A 16782-nucleotide genomic window follows, 5' to 3' on the forward strand; every position below is an offset into this window, starting at 1 on the left:
CGCTAGCCTTGAAGCTCGGGGAGCAGGCCCAGAACGACAAAACGCATGTTGGTCGACGCCGGCGCCATCGACCGCAAGAAGGCCAGGGTGTTTCCAGCAGCGCCACCGACACTGAAGGTCGCATTGGTGAAGCGGCAGTTGTCGAAGCCGGGAGGCACGCCGCCGCTATAGTTCAGCTCTGCGTCCTTGAAATCGACGTTGATGAAGACGTTGCCGTCCAGCGTGACTTCGCCGGTCAGGGTTTGATCTTTGAATTCGGCCACGAGGCTCTCCAGCAGGAACAGGTCCGTGTGATAGCCGCTGACGGCCGCATGGCGCAAAGCAAAAGGCGGCTTTGACGCCGGGTATCGGCTTCTTCGCGCGCGTTCAGCCCGGCTTGCGGCGAGCAGGGCATAAAAAAAGGGGGAGCCGAAGCTCCCCCTTTCCCAACTGATCCGAAGATCAATCGCTTATCAAGGCACGTTAACTTGGTTTTGGTCCGAAGCAACGGTGCCGCTGTTCAGTTCCGTGACCGAACCGTTGGCCAGGGTGGCGTAACGGCGGGCGGTGACGGTGTTCGACGGAGCTTCGACGCTGATCTGCACGTCGCCGCGGCCGAACTCGCCCAGGGCGGTCGTCAGGGTAGCCGTGTTGATCACGCGCTCGCCGTTGGCGGCGATGCTCGGGAACACTTGAACCGGAGCAGCGGCGGGGGTGTAACCGGCGCCAGCGTTAACCGAGTTCAGGACCTGAGCATAGACAGGACCCGTAGCCGCACCGGCGATGTTGCCGAGACGGATGATGTTCGAGGTGCCGGTAGCGCCCTGGATCGCCGTGCTGTTCATCCACGGGAAGACGACGTTGGTGCCGTCACGACCGATGGATTCCAGATCGCCCAGAGCCGGACCTTCCTGGTTGTACGAAGCTGCGTCCAGCTTGTAGCTGACCGAGGCCTTGTAGGTCGAGGTCGGGATGGCAGTGGCGGCCGTTTCACGCGTGACGATGAACGGAACGCCGCTGACGGCCGGAGCAGCCGGAACCAGCGAGGCTTCCATCACCAGCGAGGTGGCGACAGCCAGGCTCGAAGCCAGCGAGGCCTGCGTGGCACCCGAGTTGATCGTCATAGCGGTGCCCAGAGCAGCCGAACCGCCAGCGCCGTTGAAGGCGTTGTAGTTGCCGTCGATGGTGACGCCGGCTTCGGTCACGTCACCCAGGACAACCGCGTTCTTGGCCAGGTCCTTGTAGGCATCCGTATCGACGACCAGCTTGATGGTGCCCAGTTGGCCGACCGTGGCGGTTTCACCAACGCCGTGAGCGTCCGCGCCGACCTTGAAGGTCGTGTAGACCGGGTTGACGGTCAGGGTGGCGAAGGTGTCGCCCAGGGCGCCGCCGCCGATGGCGCTGTCGAAGACGACCTTGAAGGCGTCGACGCGCGAAATGATCTTCAGGGTGGCGGCCGACGGCGGGTCGATCGGAGCGCCGGCTTCGGTCGTCAGCGTAGTCGTGACCGAGACTTCCGAACCGGCGTTCGGCTTGATCGGCAGGTCCAGGTTGGCCAGGTTGCAGCCGCCGCCAGCGCTGGAGACCAGGAACTTGGCGGTGGTGCTGCCGGCCGTGCCGCCCGACGACAGAACGCTGGTGCAGCCCGGAGCGACGACGGCCGAGGAAGCCAGGCCCGAGTTGAACGTGCCGCCGACCAGGTCGATCTGGACGAAGTTGTTGCCCGAGGGGAACTGCGAACCGGCCGAAAGGGTGCTCACCAGAGCGAAGGTGTTAAAGGCCGGCGTAGTCAGCGAGGATTCGATCGCCAGCTTGTACGGAGCCGTAGCACCGCCAGTTTCGATGGCGCTGATGTGCGACGCAACCGTCGGGGCGGCGCGGTAGGTCAGCGTGTGAGCGCTGGCGGCGCCAGCGAAGGCCATGACCGACACGGCGGTCGCAGCGAGAAGAACGTTCTTAGTCATGTGGTCTGGTACCCCAAAAGAAACCTGTTGTGTGGACGTAGCCAACGTTGAAACGCCTTTCGGCCACAGTCCTAGACAGATTTCTCTGACAAAGCTGCGTCCACGGCAGTTTCTCCATATCTCGCCGCAATCGCGCTGGTCAAGCGGGTTTTCAGACAAACGGCGCTCGCCCGGGAGGCGAAAGACAAGTGTTGATGAAGAGTTACCGATGTCAGCTGCGCGTAGGCCGCAAGGCAAAATCATGACGCCAGAAAACTCGATACGTAAATCTTAAGCAATCATCTGCGGCCAAGCTAAAGGCTGCTTCAAACAAATTTCTGCAGCGATAACATCCGAGGCGATATAGACGCGTAGAATATACAAATAGACGACAATATAATCATTCCGGCAGCGCTTACAGGGATATGAATAGCGCCACATTAGTTCTTGATGAGTTGGATTGATGCCCGCTCGGATGGACGATTCGGTTCTCCATATCCGGAAAATGTTGCAGCCGAGACACGTTGCCTGCATCTGGCACGTCACGATCCCATAAGGTGAGAGAAGACATGCAATCCCCCAACCGCTACATGAACGAATCGATCACCCGGCAACGGCTGACCACGGAAGGTCATCGCGGCATCGTCGGCGGCATGTGGGACGTCATCGGCCCGCTTCAGCGCGACTTTCTGGTCCAACAGGGCCTGGCGCCCGGCGACAGGGTGCTGGATGTCGGCTGCGGCGCCCTGCGCGCCGGGGTTCATCTGACAGACTATCTCGAGCCTGCCCGATACTACGGGATCGACATTTCGGCCTCCTTGCTGGAGGCGGGCTATGAGCACGAGATCGCTCCCACCCCGCTGGCCGACAAGCTCCCCCGCTCTCACCTTCATGCGACGCCTGATTTCGAGGCGCCGTTCGGCGTAATGTTTGATTTCGGCCTCGCGACGTCTCTCTTCACCCACCTGCCGATCGACTACTACAGCCACAGCCTTGAGGCCCTGGCGCCGGTCTTCAGGACAGGCGCGCGGTTTTTCGCGACGGTCTTTGAGGGATCAGGCGTGGTCAATCGCCCGGACGGCATCGTCACCTATGACGACCGCGACCCCTTCCACTTCCGCCAGTCGAACCTGCATGCGGCGACGCCCAGCGGCTGGGCCTTCAAGTGGATCGGCGAATGGGGGCATCCGCGCGGCCAGATGATGATCGAGCTGACCCGCCTGGGTTGAAACAGGACTCCCCCTGACGCAGGATCCCGCACGGCCCTGCGTCCTCGACCAGGCCGCGCAGATAGCGGCCGTAGTCATTGCCCCCCATCGTCGCCGCCAGCCGCTCCAACTGGCCGGCGTCGATGAAGCCCTGACGCCAGGCGATCTCTTCGGGGCAGGCGATCTTGACGCCCTGGCGCTGCTCCAGGGTGCGCACGAACTGGGCCGCGTCGATCAGGCTGTCGGGGGTGCCGGTGTCCAGCCAGGCGTAGCCCCGCCCCATGCGCTCGACCGACAGCTGGCCACGTTCCAGATAGGCGCGGTTGACGTCGGTGATCTCCAGCTCGCCCCGCGCCGAGGGCCTCAGGTTCGCGGCGATGTCGACCACCTGCTCGTCATAGACATAGAGGCCGGTCACGGCCCAGTTGGAGCGAGGCTGCGCCGGCTTTTCCTCAAGCGAGCGCGCCCGCCCCTCCGCGTCGAACTCGACCACGCCGTAACGGCCCGGATCATTGACGTGATAGGCGAAGACGGTCGCACCAGAAGGCCGGGCGAAGGCGGCTGCGAACAGGTCGGTCGCGCCGTGGCCGTAGAAGATGTTGTCGCCCAGGATCAGGGCCGACGGGCCGCCCGCGACGAAATCCGCCCCGATGACATAGGCCTGGGCCAGACCCTCGGGCCGGGCCTGCTCGGCATAGGTGATCGAGACGCCCCACTGGCCGCCGTCGCCCAGCAGGGACTCGAAGGCGGGCCGATCATGCGGCGTCGTGATCAGCAGGATGTCGCGCACCCCGGCCAGCATCAGGGTGGTCAGTGGGTAATAGATCAGCGGCTTGTCATAAACCGGCATCAACTGCTTGGAGACCGCGATGGTCATGGGGTGCAGGCGCGAGCCCGTGCCGCCCGCCAGAATGATGCCCTTCATTTGTTCGCCCCCGCGCTCTGCGCCGCCCAGTCGGCGATCCGCTCCCGCCAGCCCGGCAGGACCATTCCAAAGTCGCGCGCGAAGGCGGCGCTATCAAGCCGGGAATCCTGAGGACGTCGCGCCGCACAGGGCCATTCGGATGTCGCGATGGCCGCCACGTGCGGCGGCGTCTGGCCACCCAGACGCGCCCAGGCTTCAACCGCCGCCTCGGCGATCTCATGCCAGGTCGCCGCTTCCGAGCCCGCCACATGATAGAGCCGCTGCGGCGCCGCCCCCCGCGTCAGCCATTCAGCCGCGACGACGATGGCCCGCGCCAGATCGTTCACGTCGGTGGGGCTGCCGGTCTGGTCGGCGACGACGCGCAGACCCTGCCCCGTGGCCGCGCGCTTCAGGATGGCGTCGACGAAGGAGCCGCCCTGCCCGCCCAGAAGCCAGGCGGTGCGCAGCACCAGGGCCTGCGGGTGCAGGGCGAGCACCTGTCGTTCGCCCTCCAGCTTGCTGGCCCCATAGAGGTTCAGAGGCGCGGCCGCGTCCGCCTCGATATAGGGACGGCCCAGCCGACCGTCGAAGACGAAGTCGGTCGAGACATGGATCAGATCGGCGCCCGTCTCGGCGGCGGCCTCGGCCAGACGGCCCGCCCCCGCCGCATTGACCGCGAAGGCGGCCTCCCCTTCGCTCTCGGCCAGATCGACCCCGGTGAAGGCGGCGGCGTTGACGATCAGGGCGGGGCGATGCGCCTCAACCCAAGCCATGACCGCCTCGACATTCGTGATGTCCAACTCGGCGCGACCGACCGCGACCGGACGCCAGCCCTGCGGCCAGGCCGCCTGCATGAGGGCGCGCGCCAGACGGCCCCGCCCGCCGGTGATCAGCACCCGACCCGCGTCGGAGCTCACGGCAGAGGCCGAAGTCGGGTGAAGGGCCGCGCCTCGCGGTCGAAACGCCGGTTGTAGAAGGGATCGGCGCCGAACTGGGCGCCCCAGCGGCTCCACAGCAGCCGGCCCGAGGCCTCGGCCACCTTCAGCTTCTCGCCCTCGCGGCTGAAGCCACGCGTCTTGGACTCCAGATGATAGAGGGCGACATGGGGGTCGTAGAGCACCTTCAGACCCTGGCTCTGGGCCCGCATGCACAGGTCCACATCATTGCCCTCGACGGGGAAGTGGGCGGCGTCGAACCCGCCGAGCGCCTTGAACTTTTTCGCCTCGATCGCCAGGCAAGCGCCGGTCACGGCCACCGTCCGGTGCAACAGGGCGTGACGCCCCAGGTAGCCGGGATCGCTGGAGGCCGCCCCGACCCCGTCGTGGATCAGGAAGTTGGCCTCGCGCTCGCGCGCCACGAAGCCCGCGTGCTGGATCGTGCCGTCGGCGTAGAGCAGACGCGCGCCGACGCAGGCCACATCCGGCCGCTCGGCCTGAGCGGCCATCTCGTCCTGCCAGTCGCGACTGATCACCACCGTGTCGTTATTGAGGAAGACCAGGACCTCGCCGCGCGCCTGCTCCACCGCCAGATTGTTCATCAGGGCGAAGTTGAAGCGGCCTTCGTAGCGGACAATGCGCGCCAGGCCCCCGGCGCTCAGTTCGGCCAGATAGGCCCGGGTCGCCGGATCGTCGCTCTCGTGGTCGATGACGATCAGATCCAGCCCGGTCTGATTTTCGGCAGCGGCGGCCAGGACGCTGTCCAGACAGGGCTTGAGCAGGTCCAGCGCGTTGCGCGTGGGGACGATCACGCTGACCGTCTTGCTGGTCGGCCGGCGCTTGATCCGCGCGGCCCCGGCGACGGTCGCGCCGAACGGATCATCGGCCGCGAGGACCGAGACGGACGGGTCGGACGCGAGCGCGGCGCGGACCGTTTCGACCCATGCGCCGTCGGTCGGCGCCGACTGGCGGCTCGAGAACAGAATCGCGGACGCCTGACCGATCCGCTTGCCCTCCAGCGCAAGGCGCAGGACCGCCGCGGCCTCGCCGCCGCGGCTCGACGGCGCGTCTTCGCCGTGCCGGAAAGCGACGCAGGCGCCGACGTAGGGCGTCTGGCACAGAAGGTCGAGATCGAAGGCCGGTCGCAACTGCGGCGTGTGCCGACGGGCAGTGGTCGCCTCACCCCCTTCCTCGAGATGATCGGCGTCCGCATAGGCCGCCGCCACCTCGGGATCGGCGAAGATGCCCGCGAAAACCGAAAGCGCTTCGGGGGCCAGAACGCCGCTCGCCGGCAGGCTCAGACAGAGGTCGGAAGGCGTCGCCGGAGCGTCAGGGTCGAAGGCCGCGATCCGATCGACCGGCCGTCCCGTCCAGGCCAGGCGCGTGCGCAGCGAATTCAGATGTTGAAGACCGTGTTCATCCAGCCCGCGCACCTCCAGCATCCAGTCGTCATGAGTCTGGGCCAGGACCGCCATGACAGCGTCCTCGACCTCGAAGGCGTCGGCCCCATCGGCATGAAGACGCACAAGAACATGCGCGCTCTGGCCGCTTGCCAGCAGGCCGGCATCGGTCGTGCGCCCATAGGTTTCGGCGTAGCCAGCGTAATCCTGCAGCGGATAGCTCAGCCGGGTGACCACCTGCGGGAGGGTGTTCTGAATCCGGTCCAGCGCCTCCCGCAGACTGCGCAGTTCAAGTGTCAGGGCGTCATAGGATTCCGGGCTGGACGGGGGGGCGGCGTGCTCGCCCGCCGTTAGGCGTCGCCCCGTCTCGGCGTCGCGTATCTCGACAAAGCGCCCGCCCGCCGCCAGCCGATCGCCGACAGGCAGACGGAACCCGACCCGCCCTTCGCCGCCAAACCGGTCCTGCAGCTCTCGCCGAACCAGATCGGCCTCGCCGGCCGAAACGAAGCGTCCGTCGATCCAGGTTTCGATCCTCAAGGGCTGATCGGGCGCGCCGCGATCCATCGCCCACCCCTCGACCCAGTCCCAGCCGATGTTCTCGATCTGCGCCTGACGTCGGAACTGGGCCGCGTTCTCGACCAGGTAGTTCAAACCGTCCCAGGCCTCGGGCCAGAAGGGGCGTGTGGCGCTCAGGCCGACGACTTCCTGGAACACCGGATCGGCGAAAATGGCGAGATAGAGCGTCGGCCAATAGTCCGCCGTTTCAATAGCCAGGGCGGTGTCCGCCGAAACCGGCATGCGCGAGCGTCCCCAGCTCCGCACCTGTTCCGGCACGTCCCCGGCGTAGAAGTCGGTGTCCGGAGGGCGACGCTCGGAAAGCGGGATCAGAACCCGATCGCGGAACTCGGGGCCTTCGAAGAACACGCTCAGCAGGAAGGGCAGCTCGTGCGCCATGAAACCTTCGATGGCGGCCGGGTCGGCGGGGCGGCCCAGCGCCAGCCCATAAAGCCCCTCGATATCCTCACGTGTCACCGCGCCGGATTGATCCTGCTGAATCTCGCTCTCCATCGTCTGACGCCTTGTTCCCGCGAAGCGCCCCGCTTAGCATCGGCACGGCTTCAGCGGGAACCTCCTTCTGCCGCACACCGACCTTGAAACCGCCGGATCGCGCGCCTCCCTTGGCGCCAGGACCAGACCTTAGCCAATCGGACCTTCCATGAGCCTGTCGCCCAAGGCCCTTTTTCGCAAGCCCAAGGCTCAACCGCTGATCAGGGCGGGGGACCAGGCTCGCGACACGCGCAATTGGCTCGGCGCCGCGGAGGCCTATAGCCGCGCGCTGAAGATCAAGCCCGAACGCGCTGACGTCTGGGTTCAGCTGGGCCACGCCAAGAAAGAATCCGGCGATCTTCCGGGCGCGGAAGCCGCCTATCTGACGTCAATGCGCCTGGCCCCCAAGGTCGCCGACACACACATGCAAATGGGGCATCTCCGCCGCCTGCAGCAACGCCTGGAAGAGGCCGCCGCCTACTTCCTCGACGCCGCTGAGCTGGACCCGACCCTCTCCTATCCCGTCGACGCCCTGATGCAGTTGTCGGCGCAAGGCGTGAAGATGGATCTGGCGCGCGCTCAGGCCGTGGCCGGCCGCGCCGGCCTGACCGCCTTGGCCGAGCCCCAGGCCGTGACCATGGAATTGGTGGCGCAACAGCTGGACGCCGCGCTCGCTCGACTTGCTCCGGCCATCCGCGAGGAAAACGCCGCCCTGATTCAGGCCCTGATGGGCGGGGTCGCCGCCGCCGAGAAGCTGGCGCCGCAAATGTCCCCTGAAGCAGCCCAGCACACCGGGCTCCACCTCGTCTTCGACATCTCGGACCTGGCCGGCTACTTCAATGTGGCTCGCCTGCCCACCGGGATCCAGCGCGTGCAGATCGAGGTGATCTCCGGCCTGCTGAACAGCCCGCGCGCCGATCTGGACGTCGCCGTCTGCACATTCTCCAAGGAACGCGACCTGTGGGTCGAGGTGCCGCGCGACCTCTTCCTGCGCCTGTGCGCCCTGTCGCTGGAAAGCGGCGACGTTCAGGACGCCACGTGGACGACCGCGGTCAAGGGCCTGAAGGTGCTCACCGACCTCTCGCCGGAGTTCGCCTTCCGACGCGGCGCCTGCCTGGTCAATCTGGGGACCTCCTGGTGGCTGCAGAACTACTTCCTGCATGTCCGCAAGGCGAAGGCCCTCTACGGCATCCACTATGTGCCGTTCGTCCACGACATGATCCCGATCATGACGCCCGAGCACTGCGTCAAGGAACTGACCCAGGACTTCATCAGCTGGGCTCTCGGCGTCTTCGCCCACGCCGACCACTTCCTGACCAACTCCGAAGCCTCCAAGCGCGATCTGCTGGCCGTCGCCGATCAGCTGGGTCACGCCGTCGACCCGGCGAACGTTCACGTGGTCCGCCTCGACGCCGACTTCCGCAAGCCCTCGACGGCGGTTCCCGTGGCCCAGACCCTGGCGCGTTACGGCCTGTCCGAGGGCGGCTACGTCCTGTTTGTCTCGACCATCGAGTCACGCAAAAACCACCTGAACGCCTTCAAGGCCTGGCTGGAGCTGATCCAGAAACATGGCGCCGCCAAGGTTCCGCGCCTGGTCTGCGTCGGCAATCGCGGCTGGCTGAACGACGCCGTCTTCTCCAAGCTGGAGACGAACCGCGAGCTCGGCGCCAAGGTCATGATCGTTTCAGGCGTGTCGGATCCCGACCTGGCCAACCTGTATCGGGCCAGCGCCTTCACCCTCTATCCCAGCACCTATGAGGGCTGGGGCCTGCCGGTCACGGAATCCTTCTGCTACGGCAAGGCGGCCCTGCTGTCCGACGCCTCGTCCCTGCCGGAAGCGGGCGGCGATTTCGCCGACTATTTCCGCGTCGGCGACCAGGCCGAGTTCGTCGCCCGGCTGGAACGCCTGATGCTGGACCTGCCCTATCGGCAATCGCGCGAGCGGAACATCGTCGAGCATTTCCAGCCCCGTCCCTGGCGCGACCTGGGCGTCGAGATCGGCGACCGGATGCTGACCTGGTTCCCCGCGGGTCAGGCCGACGCCCTGCCCGCCGCCCATGCCCCGACGCCGGGACGCTATTATTCGATGCGACGCGTCGACGCCCTGGCTATCCACCGCGCCATGGAATCCGCCGAGCGGTTCCGCAGCGGTCAGGGCTGGTGGTTCCCCGACGACTGGGGCAACTGGACCAAGCCCCAGGGCGGACAACTAACCCTCCGGCTGGCCGGCGACCAGCCGCTGCGGCTCTACCTCGGTCTGCGCGGCCTGACAGAAGACGAACAGCCCTACACCGTCGCCTTCGGGGGCATGGTCGCGCAATCCGGAACGCTGGAACCACAGGAAACCCGCTGGGTCGCGCTCCGCGTCCAGCCCGACGCATTCACTTCCGGCGAGTTGACCATCAGTCTGAAGGGCGACAAGTTCGACGACTTCGCCATCGGCACCAAGGGCGTCGATGTCCGAAAGAGCGGCCTGGGCCTCGTCGGATTCATGATCTGCGAGGAGAGCGACCTCCTGTCGCGGGCGGACTTCATGGAAGCCATGACGCTGGACCAGCTCGACAACCTATATGACACCTAAGACCGCCAGCGGCCGCTAGCCTCTTCACGCCTGTTGTCTGCCTAACCTAACGGAAATCCCATGTCCGACACGATCTTGAGCCTGACCGATCTCGCCAACGCCTCAGGCTCGGACAAGGGTACGACGCACCCCTACCCCCACCATTACACCCGCATCTACGACATGCTGCTGCAGCCGCACCGGCATAGTCTGGAGCGGATGCTGGAGATCGGCCTGATGGCTGGTGGACCGGAAGTAGGCGGCGACGCCGATCGTGTGGTCCGCACCGCTCCTTCAGTGGAGATGTGGCTGCGATTCTTTCCCAAGGCGCAAATTTGCGGCTTCGACATCAGCGATTTCTCCTGGGTCGATGACGCGCGCTTCAACTTTGTGCGCGGCGACAGCGGCATTCAGGCCGATCTGGAGCGAGCGGCGGCACAAGGTCCGTTCGACCTGATCATCGACGATGGCTCGCACGCCTCCTTTCACCAGCAACTGGCGTTCAAGGTCTTGTTCCCGCATCTGCGCCCGGGCGGGCTCTACATCATCGAGGACCTGCAATGGCAGTCGCCCTTCTACGAAGACGACCTGCCGGCCACCCACAAGACCTGCGACGTCATCGACAACTGGTTCAAGACCGGCTCCTTCCCGGAGTTCCCGGCATCAGAGCTGATCGGTCTGCGTGAACTGGACAAGGACATCGCCTTCGCCACCGTATTCAATCAGCCATTCTCGCACGGAACCGTCATTCCCAAGATGGCGGTGATCCACAAGCATCTGAAAGCCGATCAGCCGGATCAGTGATCAGCCTTTGTAGCGAGCTCTGAACTCGTCGCTATTGATCATGTAGTCGGCGATCGTCGCCACGCCGTCCCTAAGCCCGCAACGCGCAACAGTCCCGACATAGGCATTCTGGGCCCCGCCATCGATCGGTCGTCCCAGGATGCCTTCGTACAGACCCGTGACTGCTTCCAGCGCGCTGGAACCGGCGGGCGTCGAAACTTCCTGCTCCCCGCCGGAAAGCACCCGTGACACTTCGGCGCGGATATGAGCCACACGCGATCGCATGTCGCGCGAATTGGACCGCAGGTGTTGCCGAATGAAGCTCGCCCACGCCGAATTGATCAGGTCCGGCGATTCCACCCACATGGCCGCCTTGTAGTCGTCCGACGCCGCCAGAATTTCATGCAGGATCGACTGATCATCCGGCCCACCTACAGGGAAGTTGGCGACATCAGCAATGCGGGGCCAGGCATCGAGGCAGCGATCATGCCATTCGCGCGCGAACTGCACCCCGATGTCATTCGACAAATTGACGAAAAAGACGCCAGCATTGACGTCCCACCAATTATCTGACGCCAGAGAGGTCGTGAAGATCGCAGCGCGATCCGCATGCTGTTCAAGGTAATGAGCCACATCGAAGGACTGGTCTTCGATCCAAGCATCCGCGTCCATGTAGCAGACCCAGCCGGTCACGCCCCGGCGCAGCATCTCGTCCAAAATAAAGACGCGATTGAAGGTGGCGTGCCAAGGGTGCTTGCCATGCTTCAGGCCCAGAAACATCTCGTAGGATAGATTACGGCTCTGCGCGTAAGCTCGGACCGCCTGTGACGTGATTCCGACCATCTCGGCGTAGTAGAAGGCGTCAGCTGTCTGGACAAAGGTGACGGACAAAGAAAACCTCAGATCAAATTAGGCCGTTCACGTCGCCTTACGCGCGCTCGAACGAATAAATTGTGCAGTAATGATAGCCGTCTAGAGGATATTTTCTGAAAGTGAAGCCTTCCTTCTCGAAGATCGACACCAGAAAATCTTCACGGAAGCCCAACTCCATCCAGCCGCGCTGCCGCATGATCGAGACATTTTCTCCATCGAGGCGAATGCCCCACGGATAGGGCAGCCAAGGCACAGCCCCCTGGGCGATCGGCTCTCCCGCCATCATGACCTTGCCGCCCGGCTTCAACATCCTGTGCAGCCGGGGGATGACGTCGAGGAAGTCGAAACAGTGGTGGAAGCTCTCATAGAAATAGATCAGGTCATAGGCGCCGTCCTCGCCCGCCGGATTGTCTCCGAAGGCGCCGACATGGGACGTCAGGGGCGCCTTGTAACGCTCGCCTAGCTGGGCGACGGCCGCGCTGAAGGCCGGATTGATGTCGACCGTATCCATCCGGACGCCCGTACGCGCGAAGGCCAAAGCTATCTGGCCGAATCCCGCGCCATACTCCAGGGCCCGGTCCCCGGCTTTCAGGCCGCTCTGACGCAGCAAATGCCCCAGCGCCATCAGGTGATCACCGGCGACGAAGGTGTTCCCGGTCGAATAGAAGGCCGGCCTGTGAATCGCATCTGCGTGAACGATCTCAGGCGTGTCTTCGTCGGCGGCTGGATTATAGGCTGGCCGCTGGGTGATGGCCGACCATAACGCCAACTGTTGAGCCCGGTAGGTGTCGCTGCGGGGGTCAATCCAGAGATCGAAGCCGTCGGGCAGGGCGAAGGCGCCGACCTGGGCGATGTTGCGAAACACATCGACGTTCAGGGCGGCCGTCACAGACGCGACCTGATCCAGCGCAAAGCGCCGCGGCTGCCCCTCGCCCAGGATCGCCAGAGCGGTCAGCTTTTCATCGTCGGGACGGCTGTGGAATTCCTGGCTGGCGATCATGTGGCCATTGAGAACGTCGACCACCATCCCGGCGCCGACTTCTCCCAGCCAATGCTGCAGGCCACCCTCATCCGGCTCTCGCCCGAGGATCTGACGATAGGCGCGCTCGACGTCTTCCTTCGTCCCTTGAGGCGACGCCGTTTCAAACCTGACCATCTAGCTGCCCCACAAAATTGCGACGCTCAACGCCATGTATTTCTAGCGTCCTTTGCGGCCAAACATGATCACACCATGGCAACCGCCGTGGTTGGTGTGCTGGATGATGAGATTGTGAAAGCCGTGACGCGAGGTCATCTCGATAATGCGCGACATATCATAGTCGTACATCTCCATCCCCCCGACATCGCCCTGGTCGTGATCAAATGAAACGAAGCGATCGCCGTCCCACTGACCGCGGCGCAGAGACGGCCACAGGTGGGTCAGGAAGCTCTCGTCCTTGAACAGGGTGACGTGCAGGCTGAGCGCTCCGCCGGGGTTCACGCGGGCCAGCAGGTCGTCCAGCAGGCGGTAGCCGCGCTGCGGCGGAATGTGCTGGAAGACGATGATCGAGTTGAGCCAATCGAAGGTCTCGTCGCCAAGTTCGGATACGTAGTTCACATTGGGCGGCGCGTGGCGACGCGCTTCGACCAGCATGCCGGGGGAAATGTCGAGGCCCGTCGCCTGTCGGCACATCTCGCCCATCGCCCGCGTCAGCCGCCCCACGCCGCATCCAAAGTCCAGGGCCGAGGCGTCGGAGAAGTCGCCGAAATGAGCCTGGATCAGTTGCCGATAGCCGTGCATCTCATTGCGCCCGGTCTGCCAGAACTCTTCCAGAGCCGCCGGCGTGATGTTGGCGCGCAGGAAGCGCGGATCGCTGAGCACCCCGTAGAAGGGCTCGCCCTCGCCGAGCATGGCCCAGTCAGCATCCGTATCTTTCACGCCCGCCCCCTCGGATCACATCGTTACTGCGCGACCATGCCAGCCCCAGGCGTCGCGCGCCATGTCGGCGATGTCGCGCTTCGGACGCCAGGCCAGCTTCTCGCGAGCGGCGCGGTTGTCCGCCACCAATCGAGGGGCGTCGCCCGGACGTCTCGGCTGCGAAACCGAAGGCACGAGCCGGCCGCTCGCCCTGGACACCGCCTCCAGAAGCTCTCGAACGGTCACGCCGCCGCCGGTTCCCAGGTTGAACGCCTCTCCCCCGGCGCCGCCCTCCAGAAGACGACGCAGCGCCAGCACATGAGCATCGGCCAGATCCAGAACATGGACGTAGTCGCGCTCGGCCGTGCCGTCGCGGGTGTCGTAGTCCTCGCCGAAAATGGAAAAGGCCTCGCGCCGCCCCTGCGCCGTCTCGACGGCGATCGGCAGGGCGTGTGTTTCCGGATCGTGCCGCTCGCCGATACGTCCCTGTGGATCAGCCCCGGCGGCGTTGAAATAGCGCAGGATGATCGGACGGATTCCGCCGTAGGCCGCCAGATCCTTCAACGCCTGCTCGACCATCAGCTTGGTGCGACCGTAGGGACTGATCGGAGCTTGAGGATGATCCTCGTCCAGGGGCAGGTACTGCGGCTCCCCATAGGTGGCGCAGGTCGAGGAGAAGACGAAGGGTTGGATGTTCCGCGCCTGCATGGCGCGCAGAACCGTCAGGGCCCCGCCGACATTGGTCTCGTAGAAGTCGCCGACCTGCTGAAACGACAGACCGACCTCGATCAGGGCCGCGAAGTGAATGACCCCGACCGGCGACCAGCGATCCAGCGCGCGCTCGACATCGGCACGGCTGCGGACGTCGCCTCGCTCAAGCGGCCCCCACTGGACGAAGGCTTCATGTCCGTTCGACAGATTGTCGAAGGCCACCGGCGTAAAGCCTGCTTCGGCCAGACGCAGACAGGTATGGCTGCCGATATAGCCGGCGCCGCCTGTCACCAGAACATGGTCAGACACAGATAGCCCCTATTGCAGCGAAAGCTGATTCAAACCCGACAATTCCTTGCTGCGACCCGTGGCCTCCAGTTGCGTGAAGGCCGACATGATGTGGTAGAAGGTGCTCGCTGGCGCGGCCTCATTGATGAAGCCGCCCTTGGCCAGACGCTTGTCGCGCCAGACCCCTTCCGGCGTCAGGTAGGACCACAGCGCTCTCATGGCGGCGGCTGCGTCATCCAGAAGACGACGACGTTGGCCGTCATGCGCGTCTTCCGCCAGCAGCAAGGACGCCTTCAGCCATTCGGTCTGGGGCCAGAGCCGCGCCCTCCCGCCCAGCGGGCGCCCTTGATCGTCAATGGCGTCCAGGGCCACGGGCATCCGGCCCGCGACGCCGCGCGCGCCCCAGTCGTAGAGTTGGAAGGCCAGGTCCCGACCATCGGAATCCCCGCGAAGACGGGCATGGCGCGCCAGCAGCCAGGCCCATTCGAACTGATGGCCCGGCTCGACCAGCCGGCCGCGCTCGCCCGTCGCCGGCGTCCAGTCCGCCGTGAAAAATTCGCGCAGGAAACCGCCCTCACGGTCAATGAAGACATTGTGCGCAAGGTCCACGAGTTCATCCGCCAGCTTCGCCCAGCCCTGATCGCCGCCGCCCTCCTCCCAGGCCAGACAGGCCTCCAGCAGGTGCATGTGCGCATTGGCCTGGAAGGGTGCCTCCCCCTCCTCGACGAAAGCGCCGTTCGCCATGCGATGGGCGGCCAGGCGTTCCCGCACGCCGACAGCCAGAGCCTCCATGGCTCCCGGCGTCGCCTCGACGCTGCGCGCGGCTTCGAGCGCGAACATGATGAAGGCATGGTCATAGACCCGCGCCGTCTCGTCCAGTGCGGCGCCGTCGGGCGCTAGGAGGGTGCGATAGAGACCGTCCGGTCGAAGATAGGCCGATTGCAAGGCCTCGACGCCCGTAGAGACCGCACGGCTCCAGCCGCCCTGCCAGCCAAGGCGTCCCGCTTCAGCATAGGTCCAGATCTGGCGCGCCTGAACGCGCGTCCGGCGCGCGGCCACGAGCGGCCGAGAATCCAGCGTCAGGGCCTCGGCGAAGCGTCCGTCGGACTGCTGCCCGATAGCGCTCCACATCGGCAGCGCTCGAACCCGAAGCCACTCCGCGAAGCGCGCGGCCCCGTCTCCCAGGGTCTCCGGTGCGGGCCGATGGAAGTCCAGATGCTGCGGGAAGGCCGCACCGACGCGGGCCACGACCCGCTTGACGTCTTGGGCGCGCGACAGATCGCAGACCAGAACGGCGTCGGACTCGACCACGATCGCGACGTTCCTCACGCCCAGGGCGGCGACGATCGTGCCCTCTGGCGCCCGAACCAGACAACCATCAGAATCCTCGAGGATGTGCTGACCGAAATCACCTTCGCCGGTGTCGGCGATCGAATCCCAGGCTCCAAGGTCTGACCAGTCGAAGTCCACCTCGAGCACGGACGCCAGTTCGGTGCGCTCCATCACCGCATAGTCGATCGAGATCTTCGGGGACTGGTTGAAGGCGTCACCCAGCACCAGGACCGGACTGGGGGGCGCGTCTGTGAGCGCTTGCCGCGCCGCGACCTCCACGCCTGGCGCAAATTGTCGCAACTCGCGCACCAAGGCGTCGGCGCGAACGATAAAATTACCGCTGTTCCAGAGGTAGCCGTCTTGAATATAGGCAGCGGCGATCTCGGCATCCGGCTTTTCCCGGAAAGCCTCGACGTCCGACAGGCCGCGCCCAGTCGGCTTGATATAGCCATAGGCCGAGGACGGGGCGGTCGGCATGACGCCAAGGGTGACGATCCGCCCCCCCCCGGCCCCCGTCGCCGCCTCTCGTACTGCCCGGCGGAAAGCCAGATTGTCCGGCACATGATGGTCGGAAGCCAGGAAGACGTTGACGCCGTCGGCGTCGTGCTCCTGGGTCCAGATCGCCGCAGCCGCCATGGCCGCCGCGGAATCACGGGCTTGGGGCTCCAGCAGAACCTGGGCGTCCACGCCGACCTCTTCCAGTTGATCCAGAATCCAGTCGCGGTGGCCCACGCCCCCGACCACGATCAGCCGCCCGCCCTCGGCGGCCAGGGGCGCGACCCGCAGCACCGTTTCCTGAAACAGCGAGCGATTGCCCGCCAGCGGGATGAACTGCTTGGGCCGCGACGGCCTCGAAGCGGGCCACAGACGCGTGCCGGCGCCGCCGCACATGATCACAGGATAGAGAACCATTCCCCCTCCT

Annotated in this window: 13 protein-coding genes; 3 read left to right on the forward strand and 10 right to left on the reverse strand. The window is 65.3% G+C overall.

The genetic code is table 11. The annotated features are described in order from the left end of the window. Window positions 1–2: 2 nt before the first annotated feature. Window positions 3–320 carry a hypothetical protein gene (locus tag B3K53_RS01340; protein ID WP_292082234.1) on the reverse strand — a complete coding sequence of 106 codons (318 nt, stop codon included), beginning with the start codon at window positions 318–320 and terminating at the stop codon, window positions 3–5. A 132-nt stretch (window positions 321–452) separates the two neighbouring features. Then, window positions 453–1943, reverse strand: a complete 1491-nt coding sequence (locus B3K53_RS01345; protein ID WP_292082235.1) for a hypothetical protein — start codon at window positions 1941–1943, stop codon at window positions 453–455. Between the two features lie 548 nt (window positions 1944–2491). Between B3K53_RS01345 and B3K53_RS01350 the strand changes: the two genes are divergently transcribed. After that, entirely contained in the window at window positions 2492–3151 is a 660-nt protein-coding gene (locus B3K53_RS01350; RefSeq protein WP_292082237.1) for an SAM-dependent methyltransferase, read from the forward strand. Here B3K53_RS01350 and rfbA read toward each other — a convergent pair. From rfbA to B3K53_RS01365, 3 genes are read right to left on the reverse strand one after another with little or no spacing between them, the layout of a single operon-like run. Continuing rightward, window positions 3084–4055, reverse strand: a complete 972-nt coding sequence (gene rfbA, locus B3K53_RS01355; protein ID WP_349680913.1) for a glucose-1-phosphate thymidylyltransferase RfbA — start codon at window positions 4053–4055, stop codon at window positions 3084–3086. The genes B3K53_RS01350 and rfbA overlap by 68 nt on opposite strands. Next, window positions 4052–4951 carry a dTDP-4-dehydrorhamnose reductase gene (gene rfbD / locus B3K53_RS01360; protein WP_292082239.1) on the reverse strand — a complete coding sequence of 300 codons (900 nt, stop codon included), beginning with the start codon at window positions 4949–4951 and terminating at the stop codon, window positions 4052–4054. The genes rfbA and rfbD overlap by 4 nt, the downstream gene beginning before the upstream one ends. Continuing rightward, window positions 4948–7437: a glycosyltransferase family 2 protein gene (locus B3K53_RS01365; protein WP_292082241.1), complete on the reverse strand. Its 2490-nt coding sequence runs from the start codon at window positions 7435–7437 to the stop codon at window positions 4948–4950. Before B3K53_RS01365 ends, rfbD begins: the two co-directional genes overlap by 4 nt. A 148-nt stretch (window positions 7438–7585) precedes the next feature. Between B3K53_RS01365 and B3K53_RS01370 the strand changes: the two genes are divergently transcribed. After that, the gene (locus B3K53_RS01370; protein WP_292082243.1) at window positions 7586–9997 is read left to right on the forward strand and encodes a glycosyltransferase; all 2412 of its coding nucleotides are present in this window, start codon (window positions 7586–7588) and stop codon (window positions 9995–9997) included. 60 nt (window positions 9998–10057) lie between these two features. Next, window positions 10058–10780: a class I SAM-dependent methyltransferase gene (locus B3K53_RS01375; RefSeq protein ID WP_292082244.1), complete on the forward strand. Its 723-nt coding sequence runs from the start codon at window positions 10058–10060 to the stop codon at window positions 10778–10780. On the opposite strand, the gene B3K53_RS01380 is transcribed toward B3K53_RS01375, so the two are convergent. The 5 genes from B3K53_RS01380 to B3K53_RS01400 are packed head-to-tail and all read right to left on the reverse strand — an operon-like array spanning window position 10781 to window position 16772. After that, window positions 10781–11650 (reverse strand): hypothetical protein, encoded by an 870-nt coding sequence (locus tag B3K53_RS01380; protein WP_292082246.1) that lies wholly within the window; start codon window positions 11648–11650, stop codon window positions 10781–10783. Between the two features lie 37 nt (window positions 11651–11687). Next, complete coding sequence (locus B3K53_RS01385) at window positions 11688–12788, reverse strand: methyltransferase domain-containing protein (protein WP_292082248.1); 1101 nt, start codon at window positions 12786–12788, stop codon at window positions 11688–11690. Between the two features lie 42 nt (window positions 12789–12830). Then, window positions 12831–13550, reverse strand: a complete 720-nt coding sequence (locus tag B3K53_RS01390) for a class I SAM-dependent methyltransferase (RefSeq protein ID WP_292082250.1) — start codon at window positions 13548–13550, stop codon at window positions 12831–12833. 15 nt (window positions 13551–13565) lie between these two features. Further along, window positions 13566–14549, reverse strand: coding sequence for a UDP-glucose 4-epimerase GalE (gene galE / locus B3K53_RS01395; RefSeq protein ID WP_292082253.1), 984 nt, complete (start codon window positions 14547–14549; stop codon window positions 13566–13568). 9 nt (window positions 14550–14558) lie between these two features. After that, complete coding sequence (locus tag B3K53_RS01400; RefSeq protein ID WP_292082255.1) at window positions 14559–16772, reverse strand: AGE family epimerase/isomerase; 2214 nt, start codon at window positions 16770–16772, stop codon at window positions 14559–14561. Window positions 16773–16782: the final 10 nt, after the last annotated feature.

The sequence above is a fragment of the Brevundimonas sp. UBA7506 genome (genome assembly GCF_002479495.1).
GTDB lineage: Bacteria > Pseudomonadota > Alphaproteobacteria > Caulobacterales > Caulobacteraceae > Brevundimonas.